Here is a 13,667-nt window from a genome sequence, read left to right as displayed (position 1 = left end):
CATGGGAGCCCAGGTGCAGGAACACGATGGCGCACATCTCGCCCACTTCCCCGAGGCCGCCAACGAAGCGGCAAGGGCCCGCCAGTTCAGCGAGGTCAGCTACCTCAGCGACGACGGCCTGACCCTGTACGCGCGCGATTATCCCGGCCACGGCGGGCGCGCGCGCCTGCCCGTGATCTGCCTGCACGGCCTGACGCGCAACTCGGGCGACTTCGACGAACTGGCGCCGTGGATCGCCAGCCAGGGGCGGCGCGTGCTGGCGCTCGACGTGCGCGGGCGCGGCCAGTCCGCGCGCGACCCCGACCCGGCCCACTACAACCCGGCCGTGTACGCGGGCGACGTGATCAAGCTGGCGCACGACCTGGGCATCGAACGCGCCGTGTTCGTCGGCACCTCGATGGGCGGCATCATCACCATGACCCTGGCCCTGCGGCGCCTGAAGCTGATCGCCGCCGCCGTGCTCAACGACGTCGGCCCTGTGATCTCCGAAAAAGGCCTGTCGCGCATCGCCACCTATGCCGGCAAGAGCGCCACCGTGCTGAGCTGGGAACAGGCGGCCGAGTACATGCGCGAGATCCACCAGCCGGCCTTTCCCTCGAACGACATGGCCGAGTGGAACAAGTGGGCGCGCCGGGCCTTTTGCGAAAACGACGCCGGCCACCTGGTGCAGCGCTACGACCCCAACATCGCCCTGCCGCTGCAGTCCGGCAAGATCAAACCCTCGTCCTGGGCCTCGCGCATGGCCTTCCGGCGCCTGGCGCGCAACCGCCCCACCCTGCTGGTGCGCGGCAGCCTGTCGGACCTGGTCGAGCCGGAACAGGCCAGCTACATGCAGCGCACCGCCCCCGCCATGCAGTACGCCGAAGTGCCGGGCGTGGGCCACGCGCCGATGCTGACCGAAGCGCCGGCGCGGCAGGCGATCGAACGCTTTCTGGCGCAGGTAGACTAGCAAGCCAGGCCCCACCATATAAAAGACAACACCATCCCAAGAGGAGACACGATGCACAAACTCAGCACCCTGGCAGCGGCCGTCCTGGCCACGCTGGCGGCCACGCTGCCGGCAGCGGCCGCGCCCGACCTGAAAATCGCCCTCATCGCCGGCAAGACCGGCATGCTCGAAACCTATGCCAAGGAAACCGAAACCGGCTTCATGATGGGACTGGAATACCTGACCGGCGGCAAGATGGAGATCAACGGCCGCAAGCTGAAGGTGATCGTCAAGGACGACCAGAGCAAGCCGGACCTGGGCCGCACCCTGCTGGCCGAAGCCTACGGCGACGACAAGGCCGACATCGCGGTCGGCACCACCTCGTCCGGTTCGGCCATCGCCATGCTGCCGGTGGCGCAGGAATACAAGAAGATCCTGATCATCGAGCCGGCCGTGGCCGACGCCATCACCGGCGAAAAATTCAACCGCTACATCTTCCGCACCGCGCGCAGCTCGATGCAGGACGCGCTGGCCGCCGCCAGCACGCTCAAGGCCGGCAGCGTGGCCTTCCTGGCCCAGGATTACGCCTTCGGCAAGGATGCGGTCAAGGCCGGCAAGGAAGCGCTGGCCGCCACCGGCAGCAAGGCCCAGGTGGTGCACGAGGAATACGCGCCCCAGAGCAGCACCGACTTCACCGCCCCGGCCCAGCGCATCTTCGACGCGCTGAAAAACAAGCCCGAGCCGCGCCTGCTGCAGATCGTCTGGGCCGGGCCGAATCCGATGAACAAGCTGGCCGACATGAAGCCCGAGCGCTACGGCGTCGTCCTGTCCCCGGGCGGCAACATCCTGCCCGTGATGAAGACCTGGAAGAACTTCGCCGGCACCCAGGGCACCATCTACTACTACCACGGCTTCCCCAAGAACAAGATGAACGACTGGTTCGTGGCCGAGCACAGCAAGCGCCACAAGGGCCCGCCCGACATGTTCACCGCCGGCGGCTTCGCGGCGGCCAGCGCGGTCGTCACGGCATTGACCAAGGCCAATTCCGGCGATACCGAGAAGCTGATCGCGGCCATGGAAGGCATGGATTTCGAAACGCCCAAGGGCAAGATGACCTTCCGCAAGGAAGACCACCAGGCCCTGCAATCGATGTACCACTTCAAGATCAAGAAGGATCAGAAGAACGAGTGGGACCTGCTGGAACTGGTGCGCGAAATCCCGGCCAGCGAACTGCCGCTCCCGGTGAGGAACAAGCGATGACGCCGGCGGCCATGCCGTCGCTGTCGACGCGCGAGCTGAGCATCCGCTTCGGCGGGCATGTGGCGGTCGACCAGGTCAGCGCCGATTTCTATCCCGGCACCCTGACCGTGATCGTCGGTCCCAACGGCGCCGGCAAGACCACCTACTTCAACCTGATCTCGGGCCAGTTGCCGGCCAGCTCGGGCACGGTCCTGCTCGACGGCGCCGACATCACCCGCCATGGCGCGGCCAGGCGCACCGCGCTCGGCATCGGGCGCGCCTTCCAGCTGACCAACCTGTTCCCGCACCTGACGGTCGCCGAAAACGTGCGCCTGGCGGTACAGAGCCGGGCGGGCGCCGGCATGAACATGCGCTCGATGTTGACGCGCTGGTCCAGCCATACCGACCTGATCGTGCGCGCCGACTATTACCTGGAGCGCGTCTCCATGGCAAGCCGGCGCGACACGCGCGTGATGGCCCTCTCGCACGGCGACAAGCGCAAGCTGGAAGTGGCCATCCTGCTGGCGCTGGAACCGGCGGTGATGATGTTCGACGAACCGACCGCCGGCATGAGCGTGGACGAAGTGCCGGTCGTGCTCGACCTGATCCATCAGGTCAAGGCCGAGCGCAACAGGACCATTTTGCTGGTCGAACACAAGATGGACGTGGTGCGCTCGCTGGCCGACCGCATCATCGTCCTGCACAACGGCAGCCTGGTGGCCGACGGCAATCCGGCCGAGGTGATGGCCTCGCCCATCGTCCAGCAAGCCTACCTGGGGACGCCCGAACATGCCTGATCCGATCCTTCAACTGAGCGGGGTCCACACCCACATCGGCGACTACCACATCCTGCAAGGCGTGGACCTGGTGGTGCCGCGCGGCGGCCTGTCGGTCCTGCTGGGGCGCAACGGCGCCGGCAAGACCACCACCCTGCGCACCATCATGGGCTTGTGGAAAGCCTCCGCCGGCACGGTGCGCTTCGACGGCCACGACATCGCCGCCCTGCCCACGCCCGACATCGCCCGGCGCGGCATCGCCTACGTGCCCGAATCGATGGCCGTGTTTTCCGACCTGAGCGTGCGCGAGAACCTCTACCTGGCGGCGCGCGACGGCCCGCTCGACGAGGCGCGCGTGGAATGGATCTTCGGCTTCTTTCCGGCGCTGCGCAAATTCTGGCACTACCCGGCCGGCAATCTGTCGGGCGGGCAAAAGCAGATGGTGGCGATCGCGCGCGCCATCGTCGAACCGCGCAAGCTGCTGCTGATCGACGAGCCGACCAAGGGCCTGGCCCCGGCCATCATCCAGAGCCTGATCGCCGCCTTCCGCGAGCTCAAGCAGACCGACACCACCATCCTGCTGGTCGAGCAGAACTTCAGCTTCGTCAGGCGCCTGGGCGACACGGTCTCGGTGATGGACGACGGCAAGGTAGTGCACGCCGGCGCCATGGGCGCGCTGGTGGACGACGAAAACCTGCAGCAACGCCTGCTCGGGCTGTCACTGAGCGCCCATCAATGATGAACACGGAGACCAACAACGTGACCACCAAATCGCCTCCGGTGAGCGCCGCGACCATGCTGCCCGCCGCCCCGGCCGACGCGCCCCTGCCGGCCGCCAGGCGCGACCTCGCCCCGCTGCTGCTGGTGCCGGCGCTGATCCTGCTGATGCTGCCGGCGGTCGGCAGCTTTCCCACCTGGGTCACCCTGACCGTCGCCGGCCTGGCCATGGGCATGATGATCTTCATCATGGCCAGCGGCCTGACGCTCGTGTTCGGGCTGATGGACGTGCTCAACTTCGGCCATGGGGCCTTCGTCTCGGTCGGCGCCTATGCCGCCACCATGGTCCTGATTCCCATGCGCGGCTGGCTCGAGGCCGACGCGCTGCTGCTCAATCTGGGCGTGCTGGGCCTGGCGATCGCGGTGGCGATGCTCTCCACCGCGCTGCTCGGCTGGGCCTTCGAGCGCATCGTCATCGCGCCGGTGTACGGCCAGCATCTCAAGCAGATCCTGATCACCATGGGCGGCATGATCGTGGCCGAACAATCGATCAACGTGATCTGGGGCGCCGAGCAGATTCCCCTGCCGCTGCCGGCCAGCCTGCGCGGCGCCGTGCTGCTGGGCGACGCGGCGGTCGAAAAATACCGGCTGGTGGCGGTCGTGATCGGGCTGGTGGTGTTCGCCGGCATGTTCCTGGTGCTGAACCGCAGCAAGATCGGCCTGCTGATCCGCGCCGGCGTCGAGAACCGCGAGATGGTCGAAGCCATGGGTTACCGCATCCGGCGCCTGTTCGTGGCCGTGTTCGCGGCCGGCTCGGCGCTGGCCGGCCTGGGCGGCGTGCTCTGGGGCCTGTACAAGGAAACCCTGAACGCGGCCATGGGCGGCGAAATGATGGTCATGATCTTTATCGTCGTCATCATCGGCGGGCTGGGCTCGGTCGGCGGCTGCTTCATCGGCGCCCTGCTGATGGCCCTGGTGGCCAACTACGCCGGCTTCCTGCTGCCGAAATTCGCGCTGGTGTCGAACATCGCCCTGATGATCGCCATCCTGCTGTGGCGCCCGGCCGGCCTGTATTCCAACCTGCGCCGCTAAGGAAACTCCATGCTCAATCACCTGTTATCCGGCGACCTGCCGCGCAGCCGGGCCTTGTCCGCCACCCTGCTGCTGATCCTGCTGGGACTGGCGCTGGCGCCCTTCCTGACCAGCGGCGCGCGCCCGCTCAACACCGCCGCCACCATCTGCGTCTACATCGTGCTGGTGGCTTCCTACGACTTGCTGCTCGGTTACACCGGGATCGTGTCCTTCGCCCACACCATGTTCTTCGGCATCGGCGCCTACGGCGTGGGCCTGGGGCTGTCGCATGGCGAGCCGAGCTGGAGCGCCTTATGCATCGGCGTCGCGCTGGCCCTGCTGCTGACCCTGGCATTGGCGCTGGTGGTGGGCCTGTTCGCGCTGCGCGTGCGCGCCATTTTCTACGCCATGATCACGCTCGCCGTGGCGGCCTCGTTCGCCGTGCTGGCCTCGCAACTGTCCGACCTGACCGGCGGCGAGGACGGCAAGACCTTCAGCGTGCCGGAGCTCCTCACGCCGGGCTTTCGCCTGGTCGAGAACGAGGTGTTCGGGCGCGCCATCGACGGCAAGCTGATTACCTACTACATCGTGTTCGGCGGCTGCCTGCTGCTCTTCCTGTTCCTGCTGCGGCTGGTCAATTCGCCCTTCGGCCGCGTGCTGCAGGCGATCCGCGAGAACGAGTTCCGCGCCGAGGCGCTCGGCTACCGCACGGTGCTGTACCGCATCTGGGCGAATGTGCTGGCGGCCCTGGTGGCGGCGCTGGCCGGCGCGCTGATGGCGCTGTGGCTGCGCTACGTCGGCCCGAAAACCATGCTCGGCTTCGAGGTGATGACCGACATCCTGCTGATCGTGGTGATCGGCGGCATGGGCACCATGTACGGCGCGGTGGTCGGCGCCACCCTGTTCATCATCGCCCAGAACTACCTCAAGTCGCTGATGGCCGAAGGCTCGGCCGCGCTCGCAGGCCTGCCGCTTCTGGCGCAGGCCCTGCATCCGGACCGCTGGATGCTGTGGCTGGGCGTGCTGTTCGTGCTGTCGATCTACTTCTTCCCGATCGGCATTGTCGGCAAGCTGCGCCTGCGCAAGCCCGCCGCCCGCACTGCCAGCAACTGACTGTTCGCGACGGCGTCCCTGCGCCCGCAGGGACGCCCTTTTTTTGTCCGCCTGCCCCGCCGCATCAGGCTTCACCGCGCTTGTTCATTGAAGTTCCCCGGAAGCGCCCGAAAACGCCCCCCGTTCATTAAGCGCACATCAATGCCGGCGGTTTGCCCCCTCCTATGATGGGTCAACCGTGGCCTCGCGCCTGCCAGCGCGAGTGGAACAGCCATCCTTCTGGCAATTGCTGAAAGAACGACCATGAAATCCCTGCACAAACTGATTGCCGTGGCGGCCATCGCCGTGGCCGCCGCGCTGCCCGCCGTGTCGCACGCGATCGAACCCATCGTCGTCCTCAACGAAGACTTCAACGACATCGGCACGCTCGACAACTGGTCCCTCGTCAACAACAGCGTGCCGCCCGGACAGGCCTGGTCGCAAGGCAACCCGGGCGTGTTCCCCGCCCCGTCCGGCCCGCCATCGTCCTATCTCGCCGCCAATTACCTGAGCGCGCAAAACGGCATGGGCAGCATCGACAACTGGCTGATCACCCCGGTCGTGACCCTGATCGGCCCCAGCGAACTGTCGTTCTTCACCCGCTCGGCCAGCGCCACCGGCTTCGGCGACACGCTCGAAGTGCGCTTTTCCCCCGGCACGGGCAGCGATACCGGCGGCTTCAACACGGTGCTCGGCATCCTCGGCGGCATCTCGGACTATCCCACTGTCTGGCAGCAAGTTATCTCCAGCATCAACTACGACGGCCAGGGGCGTTTCGCATTTCGTTACGTCGGCGACGCCTCGGCGGCGAACTATATTGGCCTCGACGCTGTCGTAGTCACTACGGTGCCCGAACCCGGCACTTATTGGATGCTGCTGGCCGGCTTGGGCAGTCTGGTCTTGCTTCGCCGCAGGCAGATAACGTGAACCAACTCTGGAGACTTTCGATATGTTGAGTAAAACCCTGATCAGCTGCTGCGCGCTGGCTGCCCTGTCGACGACAGCCGTGGCGGCGGAGCAATCCGAGGGCATGGCGGTGGTGCGCGACAAGCAAACCGGCCAGCTGCGTCCGGCCAGCGCCGCCGAACTGCGCGCCATGCAGGGCCACCTGCCGCAGCCGCGCGTGGCCGCGCCGCAGGCGCAAGCGAGCGTGCGTGCCGACGGCACCCGCAGCGCGCCGCTCGGCGAGCGCGGCGTGGTGTATTCCGTGCTCGCGCGCGCGCCGGACGGCAAGCTGGTGCAGCGCTGCCTGGAAGGCGAAACCGGCGCCCGGCACGCTGTCCATCACGATGCCGCAGCGCCAGCCGGGGAGCAGCGTCATGAGCAATAAGCGCACGTCCCTGCGGCACGCCGCCGCCATCCTCGCCCTTGCCTGCTGCAGCTTCGGCGGCGCGCAGGCGGCCGCCACCATCACCATCGTCAACGGCAACGCGCCCAACGCGGGCTTCAACGACCCCACGCCGGCGCAAGCGGTCGGCGGCAACCACGGGCGCACGCTCGGGGCGCAGCGCCTGATCGCCTTCCAGCACGCGGCCGACATCTGGGGCCGCACCCTCAACAGTCCGGTGCCGGTCAGGGTGGCCGCCTCGTTCGAGCCGCTGCCCTGCAACGCCGAGGGCGCGGTGCTCGGTTCGGCCGGCGCGACCGAAGTGTTTTCCGACTTCCCCAAGGCGCCCAAGGCCGGCACCTGGTATCCGGGCGCGCTGGCCAGCAAGCTGGCGGGCAAGGACATGGCCTCGCCGGGCGAAGCGCATATCCGCGCCCGCTTCAACTCGCGCCTCGGCCTGTTCCCCGACTGCATGCCCGGCTCCGGCTTTTACCTCGGACTCGACCGCAAGGCCGGCGACCAGGTCGACCTGGTGGCCGTGCTGCTGCACGAACTGGCGCACGGCCTGGGCTTCCAGAACTTCACCGACGAAGGCACGGGCGAATTTTTCCTGGGCACGCCATCGATCTGGGATCACTTCCTGGTCGACATCCGCAGCAACAAGGCCTGGGTCAACATGAAGGACGAAGAACGGCGCCTGTCGGCCATCGGCGGCAGCACGCTCTCGTGGAACGGCGAGCGGCTCTACAAAGTCACCGCCCAGGTGCTCGCGCCCCAGCCCAACCTGGCCATCAGCGGCATGGCGGCGGGCCAGGCCGGCGGCAACCACAAGGTGGGCGAGGCATCCTTCGGCCCGCAGCTCGGGCTCAACGCGGTGACGGGCGAGCTGATGCCCGTGATCGACCAAGCCAACGGCAGCGGCCTGGCCTGCACGCCGCTCAGCCCGGCCAACGCCATGGCGGTGCGCGGCAATATCGCCCTGGTCGACCGTGGCGCCTGTCCCTTCGTCACCAAGGCGCGCATCCTGCAGAACGCCGGGGCGCGCGGCATGATCGTCATGGAAAATACCGGCGATCCGGTCAGCGGCCTGGGCGGCAGCGACCCGGCCGTGCGCATTCCTGCGGTGCGCATCGACAAGGCCACCGGCGAGCAGCTCAAGTCGGTGATGTACCGGCGCTCGCGCACCTCGTCGGGCGTGATCGCCAGCCTCGGGGTCGATCCCGACAGGCTGTCGGGCACCGACTGGGTGCGCCGGGTGCGCATGTACAGTCCGGAAGAATACTCGCCGGGCTCGTCGGTATCGCACTATTCGGTCGATACCAGGCCGAACCAGCTGATGGAGCCGTCCATCAACGCCGACCTGATGCACGACGTGATTCCGCCGCACGACCTGACCTATCCCCTGCTGCAGGATATAGGCTGGTAAGCGCGCCACGAAACGAGGACCCGCGAAAGCGGGTCCGTAAACGCACGACGCGCTCCGTGGGGAGCGCGTCGGGTAACTGCCTGGACGACTTAAGCGTTTGCCGCTTTGTCCTTATCGTAAGCGGCGATGCCGTTCATGATTTCTGCCTTGGCATCCTCGGGACCGCCCCAGCCTTCGACCTTGACCCACTTGCCCGGCTCCAGGTCCTTGTAGTGCTCGAAGAAGTGCTGGATCTGCTGCAGGCGCAGTTCGTTCATGTCTTCCGGCTTTTGCCAGTGCTTGTAGATCGGCAGGATCTTATCGACAGGAACCGCCAGCACCTTGGCGTCGCCGCCCGCTTCGTCGGTCATTTTCAGCACGCCGATGGCGCGGCAGCGGACCACGACGCCAGGGATCAGCGGGAACGGGGTGATGACCAGCACGTCGCACGGATCGCCATCGTCGGCGATGGTGTTCGGCACGTAGCCGTAGTTGCACGGGTAGTGCATGGCGGTGCCCATGAAGCGGTCGACGAAAATCGCGCCCGATTCCTTGTCCACTTCGTACTTGATCGGATCGGCATTCATCGGGATTTCGATGATCACGTTGAAATCGTTCGGCACGTCGCGGCCGGAGGAGACTTTATTCAAACTCATGGGATTTCCTTAGATTGCTGAGGGGTCAATGGCCGACATTATAACGAAGTTTCACGCGGGCTTGTGCATTGCAGCAAGCGGATGCGGATGCGCGGTGCGCCACAGGGGATAAGGTCAAGGCCGCCGCCGCCGCGCCCGGGTGGCTCCCGGTGGCGGCAAGGGCGGCCGTGGCGGGCTATAAAATACTGGCCAGCGCGCACTGCCTGAAGTGCGCGTTCGCCTCTTCCTGCTGTCCCAGCGCTTCGTGCATCTGCGCCAGTTTCAGGTGCGCCTCGCGCACCATGCGCGGCTCGGTCGCGTCCGACAATGCCTGTTCCAGGTAACGCTGCGCCTTGCCCCACAGTTTCTGTTTCAGGCACAGCGAGCCGAGCGTCAGCGCCAGTTCGGCATCGGTCGGGCGCTGTTTCATCCACGCTTCGCAATGCTCGATCTGGGCCAGCAAGGCCGGCGAGCCGGCCTGCGCGGCGGACTCGCGGTAGGCGCGCACCACGCGGTCGTCCCAGTCGGCGCGCAGCGCTTCTTCGGCGCTGGCGCGCGCTTCGTCGTGCAGACCGCGCGCATTCAGGGCCGCCGCCGCGCGTGCCGCGATGTAGGGTTTTACCCGGTCGGCGGTCGGCACGGTGGACCAGACGCGCAGGATCGATTCGGCGTCGTGCGAACTGTCGCACAGCAAGGCGTCATAGGCCAGCTCGCGCAGGCGTGCCGACAGGGCCGGATGCAGCGCCTTGTGCTTGTCGAGCGAGCGCACCAGGCGCAGCACTTCGGGCCAGTTCTTGGCTTGCTGGTGCGCCTTCATCGACCATTGCAGCGCGTGGATGTGGCGCGTGCCGCTGGCATTGAGTTCGGCCACGGCGTCGAGCGCCGCCTGCGGCTGATGATCGTCGACCAGCAGTTCGGTCATGGTCATCAGGCGCGCGGTTTTCAGCGAATTGTCGTGCACCACGCCGGCCAGCCAGTTGTCGCGCCGCGCGGACTGGCGCATGCGGTGCGCGGCGCGCGCCCCGATCAGGGCGGCGATGCCGGCGTTTTCGGGCAGTTCGGCGGCGCGCATGGCGGCTTTTTCGGCATGTCCGAAGCGGCCTTCGAACAAGGCCTTGAGCGCATCGCGCAAGCCCTTGTTGCCGTCGCGTTCGCGCTTGGCTTTGCGGTAGGCGGCCACCCGCGCCGGCATGCCGAAGGTGGCGCGCGCCGCGCGCAGCAGCGCGTAGACGACCACGAACAGCAGGGCCACGACCACGACGAAGAAATTGAGCGACATGTCGATCCGGTGCGGCGGATAGAAAAACACCACGTTGCCCGGATTGAAGCGTGCCGTCACGGCAATGCCGATGGCCGCTGCCATCAGCGCGACTAACCAGAGAAGAAGACGCATGTTATGGCTTCGCCTTGTAGTTGCGCACGGCGTTCAGGCTGTCGGACAGGGACGGCATCTCGATCGCCAGATTGCTGGCCTGGACATGGCGCAACTGCGCCTGCGCGGTCTGGGTGCTGCCCGCGCGCGTGTCGAAATACTTGCTCAGCGCATCCTGCGCCGCCACCAGGTCGTTGCGGAAGGCGACTTCGTTGCGCGCCAGCAGCGCCATGCGCGCGTTCAGCAGGCGCAGCTTGACGTTTTCGCGCACAAAATACGTTTCCGAGGGCGAGAGCATCAGCGCTTCCGGCGTGTCGACGCGGCGCACGCGGATCAATTGACGAATTTCATCCCACATCTCGCCGGTCCAGCTCGACCACACGTCCTGTACCTTGTCCAGCATCGAGTCCTTGGCCGCGGCAGTAGCCGCAGCGCTGCCCGGCTTGACCGCCGCCTGCGCGGCCATCGCCTTGGCCACCTTGGCCGTCTTGACCGGCAGCGCCGGCGTTTCGTCGGCCAGCATCGGCAGGGTGTTGACCTGGGTAATCACGTTATCGAGGCGCAGCGCCACGCCGGTCAGGTCCAGCGCCGGCAGGGCCTTGAGCTTGTCGATATCGCCGGCGATGGCGCGGCGGATGGTGATGAACTGCGGCGTGTCCGAGCGCGACAGCGAACGGTCGGCGTTCTGCAGCGCGATCAGGGCGCCCTGCACATTGCCGGCCAGCTGCAACTGCTGGCTGGCGGTCGAGAGCACCTGCTCGATTTCGGCCAGCGCCCATTCGTCGCGGTTCTTCGACAGATCCTGGTACAGCTGCTCCAGCGCCAGTTGCTGGCTCTGGGCTTCGACCTGGCGGTTTTCGAGCAGGCTCACCTTGGCCTGCAAGTCCTTGGTCTGGTCCTGCACGGTGCGCGCCAGCACGCTCGTTTCGGTATTGACGACTTCGCCCTTTTGCAGGCGGTTGGCCATTTCCATGCGCAGCTTGAGCAGATTGCTGCGGGTCGACCAGGCGTGCGCGGCCAGCAGCAGGGCCAGCAGGATGACGACCACCGTCATCGGGCGCTGCAGGATCTCGGTCATGCTCTCGCCGCCGGACGAGCGCGCGCGCGCCTTGTACTGGTCGGCCGGAGCAGGCTGGGGTGCGGCGCCGGGCGCCGCGTTGTGTTCAGGTAATGTAGGCAATTCGTTCATGCTCGTGATTGTAACGCGGCAAGCAAACGTTCGTCGCCTGATCCGCACAGCGTCAACCGGTGCAAGCCCAGCCCAGTTGCCGTTTCGGCAATACGGGCATGCGGCACGATCAGATGCTGTTGTTGCATTTTTTCCACAAGGGCGGGGTCGCCCATCTGCGCGACCAGCGCCACCAGCCCGCGCAGCGCTTCCGAACTGGTGACGATCCAGTCGTTCTCGCGCTCCAGCACGCTGCGCAGCTGCTGCGCCAGCGCCTCGGTCAGGGGCGGCACGCTGCGGCGGTAGGCCGGCACGGTGGCGACGATGACGCCGGCCGCGCGCAGGCCGTCGGCCATCAGCTCGCGCCCGCTTTCGCCGCGCACGATCAGCACTTTCTGGCCGGCCAGGGCCGCCAGGTCGAGCGTCTCCAGCAGGTTTTCCGAGTCGCTGCGGGCGGGGTCGCGCGGACTGACGATGGTGGCCGTGTTGTTGTTGATGCCATGCCGCTCCAGTGCCGCGCGGCTGCCCTCGCCCAGCACCGCCAGGGTCACCCAGGTCGGCCACACCGTAATGTGGGCGAAGGCGGCGTCGATCGCGTTGGGCGAGACGAAAGCCACCATCGCGCAGTCGTGCATGCCGGCCAGCGCCGCCTTGAGCGGGCCCTGGTCGTCCAGCGGCGCAATGTCCAGCAGCGGCAGCAGCACCGCCTCGCGCCCGAGCGCCGTCACCTGCTCGGCCAGCGCGCCGGCCTGCGCCAGCGGACGGGTGATGATGACGGGATCAGGCATCGGCAAGCGGCGCCGGTGGCGCTGAGGCGGCCTCGTCCGCTGCGGCGGCGTCGGCCTTGCAGTCGGCCAGGATCGCGCGCGCATCTTGCGTGTCGAGCAGGTCCGACACTTGCTGTCCCAGCAGTTCCGGGTCGTCGGCCGGGCCATGCAGTTCGGCGTGCGCGCTGCGCTTGCCGTCCGGCGTGGCGACCATGGCGCGCAGGTGCATCACGCCATCGTCGATGGTGGCGTAGGCCGCCAGCGGAATCTGGCAGCTGCCGCCGAATACCTTGGAAACCTTGCGTTCGGCCGCCACCCGCTGCGCCGTCGGCACATGGTTCAGCGGCGCCAGCACGGCACGCAGGTCGACCCCGTTGGTGCGGCCCGACACGATTTCGATCGCCATCGCGCCCTGCCCGGCGGCCGGCAGCGAGTGCGCCGGGTCCATCAGCGAGCGGATGCGCTGCGGCAGCCCCAGGCGCTTGAGCCCGGCGGCAGCGAGGATGATGGCGGCGTAGTCGCCGCGGTCGAGCTTGCCCAGGCGCGTGTCCAGGTTGCCGCGCAGCGGCTTGATCGTCAGGTGCGGGTAGCGCGCCGCGATCAGCGACTGGCGGCGCAGGCTGCTGGTGCCGACCACCGCGCCCGGCGGCAGTTCGTCCAGGCTGCCGAAGTCGTTCGACACGAAGGCGTCGCGCGGGTCTTCGCGTTCCAGCACGGCGGCCAGTTCGAAGCCTTCCGGCAAGTCCATCGGCACGTCCTTGAGCGAATGCACGGCCAGGTCGGCCCGTCCTTCGGCCATGGCCACTTCGAGTTCCTTGACGAACAGGCCCTTGCCGCCGACCTTTGATAAAGTGCGGTCCAGGATCTGATCGCCCCGGGTGGTCATTCCCAGAATCTCGATGCTGCACTGCGGATATAATAAAGCCAATTGCGCGCGAACATGCTCTGCCTGCCACATGGCGAGCCTGCTCTCGCGCGAAGCGATAATGAGCTTGGAGGGCTGCTGCGGACGCGAAGGCGTACCAGTCAATTCAGTTGCTTTCAAAACGGATTCTTTCACTGTCGTAAAACCTCAAACCGGTTATGGCAGTCATCGGCACATGCATAAGATCACAAATTTTATCATGCGTCCCCTTTGCAGAACCTGGCCAGAAGCCTTTGCACCAACTT

The 13,667-nt window shown here is 66.8% G+C and carries 14 protein-coding genes; 9 read left to right on the top strand and 5 right to left on the bottom strand.

The annotated features are described in order from the left end of the window. Position 1 precedes the first annotated feature (1 nt). The 9 genes from EJB06_RS23390 to EJB06_RS23350 all read left to right on the top strand — a co-directional run bounded on the left by EJB06_RS23390 (position 2) and on the right by EJB06_RS23350 (position 8,576). Complete coding sequence (locus EJB06_RS23390; protein ID WP_126076435.1) at positions 2 to 949, top strand: alpha/beta fold hydrolase; 948 nt, start codon at positions 2 to 4, stop codon at positions 947 to 949. A 51-nt stretch (positions 950 to 1,000) separates the two neighbouring features. Further along, positions 1,001 to 2,188: a substrate-binding domain-containing protein gene (locus tag EJB06_RS23385; protein WP_126076434.1), complete on the top strand. Its 1,188-nt coding sequence runs from the start codon at positions 1,001 to 1,003 to the stop codon at positions 2,186 to 2,188. Further along, the gene (locus tag EJB06_RS23380; protein ID WP_126076433.1) at positions 2,185 to 2,964 is read left to right on the top strand and encodes an ABC transporter ATP-binding protein; all 780 of its coding nucleotides are present in this window, start codon (positions 2,185 to 2,187) and stop codon (positions 2,962 to 2,964) included. Before EJB06_RS23385 ends, EJB06_RS23380 begins: the two co-directional genes overlap by 4 nt. Further along, entirely contained in the window at positions 2,957 to 3,682 is a 726-nt protein-coding gene (locus tag EJB06_RS23375) for an ABC transporter ATP-binding protein (protein WP_126076432.1), read from the top strand. Before EJB06_RS23380 ends, EJB06_RS23375 begins: the two co-directional genes overlap by 8 nt. A gap of 56 nt (positions 3,683 to 3,738) precedes the next feature. Then, on the top strand, positions 3,739 to 4,752 hold the full coding sequence (locus tag EJB06_RS23370) for a branched-chain amino acid ABC transporter permease (protein WP_126076516.1): 1,014 nt from the start codon (positions 3,739 to 3,741) through the stop codon (positions 4,750 to 4,752). Between the two features lie 9 nt (positions 4,753 to 4,761). Next, entirely contained in the window at positions 4,762 to 5,844 is a 1,083-nt protein-coding gene (locus EJB06_RS23365) for a branched-chain amino acid ABC transporter permease (protein ID WP_126076431.1), read from the top strand. 243 nt (positions 5,845 to 6,087) lie between these two features. Next, positions 6,088 to 6,750, top strand: a complete 663-nt coding sequence (locus EJB06_RS23360) for a choice-of-anchor J family PEP-CTERM protein (RefSeq protein ID WP_126076430.1) — start codon at positions 6,088 to 6,090, stop codon at positions 6,748 to 6,750. 22 nt (positions 6,751 to 6,772) lie between these two features. Then, a complete protein-coding gene (locus EJB06_RS23355; protein WP_126076429.1) occupies positions 6,773 to 7,153 on the top strand; it encodes a post-PEP-CTERM-1 domain-containing protein in 381 nt (126 codons plus the stop codon). Then, on the top strand, positions 7,143 to 8,576 hold the full coding sequence (locus EJB06_RS23350) for a PA domain-containing protein (RefSeq protein ID WP_126076428.1): 1,434 nt from the start codon (positions 7,143 to 7,145) through the stop codon (positions 8,574 to 8,576). The genes EJB06_RS23355 and EJB06_RS23350 overlap by 11 nt, the downstream gene beginning before the upstream one ends. Positions 8,577 to 8,665: 89 nt before the next feature. On the opposite strand, the gene ppa is transcribed toward EJB06_RS23350, so the two are convergent. The 5 genes from ppa to hemC all read right to left on the bottom strand — a co-directional run bounded on the left by ppa (position 8,666) and on the right by hemC (position 13,542). After that, complete coding sequence (gene ppa, locus EJB06_RS23345; RefSeq protein WP_126076427.1) at positions 8,666 to 9,211, bottom strand: inorganic diphosphatase; 546 nt, start codon at positions 9,209 to 9,211, stop codon at positions 8,666 to 8,668. 175 nt (positions 9,212 to 9,386) lie between these two features. Continuing rightward, on the bottom strand, positions 9,387 to 10,583 hold the full coding sequence (locus EJB06_RS23340; protein WP_126076426.1) for a heme biosynthesis protein HemY: 1,197 nt from the start codon (positions 10,581 to 10,583) through the stop codon (positions 9,387 to 9,389). A 1-nt stretch (position 10,584) separates the two neighbouring features. Continuing rightward, positions 10,585 to 11,751 (bottom strand): uroporphyrinogen-III C-methyltransferase, encoded by a 1,167-nt coding sequence (locus tag EJB06_RS23335; RefSeq protein ID WP_126076425.1) that lies wholly within the window; start codon positions 11,749 to 11,751, stop codon positions 10,585 to 10,587. Beyond that, entirely contained in the window at positions 11,748 to 12,518 is a 771-nt protein-coding gene (locus EJB06_RS23330; protein WP_126076424.1) for a uroporphyrinogen-III synthase, read from the bottom strand. The genes EJB06_RS23335 and EJB06_RS23330 overlap by 4 nt, the downstream gene beginning before the upstream one ends. Further along, positions 12,511 to 13,542: a hydroxymethylbilane synthase gene (hemC, locus tag EJB06_RS23325; RefSeq protein WP_370660150.1), complete on the bottom strand. Its 1,032-nt coding sequence runs from the start codon at positions 13,540 to 13,542 to the stop codon at positions 12,511 to 12,513. Before hemC ends, EJB06_RS23330 begins: the two co-directional genes overlap by 8 nt. Positions 13,543 to 13,667: the final 125 nt, after the last annotated feature.

Source organism: Massilia atriviolacea, assembly GCF_003953935.1.
Taxonomy (GTDB): Bacteria; Pseudomonadota; Gammaproteobacteria; order Burkholderiales; family Burkholderiaceae_D; genus Telluria_A; species Telluria_A atriviolacea.
The sequence above is the reverse complement of the archived record's forward strand: the minus strand, read 5'-3'. Positions and strand labels throughout refer to the sequence as shown.

What these genes read in the sequence shown, in the direction of transcription:
- EJB06_RS23330 (WP_126076424.1), bottom strand. Translation starts at nt 12,518, where the DNA reads ATGCCTGATCCCGTCATCATCACCCGTCCGCTGGCGCAGGCCGGCGCG.
- EJB06_RS23380 (WP_126076433.1), top strand. Translation starts at nt 2,185, where the DNA reads ATGACGCCGGCGGCCATGCCGTCGCTGTCGACGCGCGAGCTGAGCATC.
- EJB06_RS23350 (WP_126076428.1), top strand. Translation starts at nt 7,143, where the DNA reads ATGAGCAATAAGCGCACGTCCCTGCGGCACGCCGCCGCCATCCTCGCC.
- EJB06_RS23355 (WP_126076429.1), top strand. Translation starts at nt 6,773, where the DNA reads ATGTTGAGTAAAACCCTGATCAGCTGCTGCGCGCTGGCTGCCCTGTCG.
- EJB06_RS23390 (WP_126076435.1), top strand. Translation starts at nt 2, where the DNA reads ATGGGAGCCCAGGTGCAGGAACACGATGGCGCACATCTCGCCCACTTC.
- ppa (WP_126076427.1), bottom strand. Translation starts at nt 9,211, where the DNA reads ATGAGTTTGAATAAAGTCTCCTCCGGCCGCGACGTGCCGAACGATTTC.
- EJB06_RS23370 (WP_126076516.1), top strand. Translation starts at nt 3,739, where the DNA reads ATGCTGCCCGCCGCCCCGGCCGACGCGCCCCTGCCGGCCGCCAGGCGC.
- EJB06_RS23360 (WP_126076430.1), top strand. Translation starts at nt 6,088, where the DNA reads ATGAAATCCCTGCACAAACTGATTGCCGTGGCGGCCATCGCCGTGGCC.
- EJB06_RS23375 (WP_126076432.1), top strand. Translation starts at nt 2,957, where the DNA reads ATGCCTGATCCGATCCTTCAACTGAGCGGGGTCCACACCCACATCGGC.
- EJB06_RS23340 (WP_126076426.1), bottom strand. Translation starts at nt 10,583, where the DNA reads ATGCGTCTTCTTCTCTGGTTAGTCGCGCTGATGGCAGCGGCCATCGGC.
- EJB06_RS23335 (WP_126076425.1), bottom strand. Translation starts at nt 11,751, where the DNA reads ATGAACGAATTGCCTACATTACCTGAACACAACGCGGCGCCCGGCGCC.
- EJB06_RS23385 (WP_126076434.1), top strand. Translation starts at nt 1,001, where the DNA reads ATGCACAAACTCAGCACCCTGGCAGCGGCCGTCCTGGCCACGCTGGCG.
- EJB06_RS23365 (WP_126076431.1), top strand. Translation starts at nt 4,762, where the DNA reads ATGCTCAATCACCTGTTATCCGGCGACCTGCCGCGCAGCCGGGCCTTG.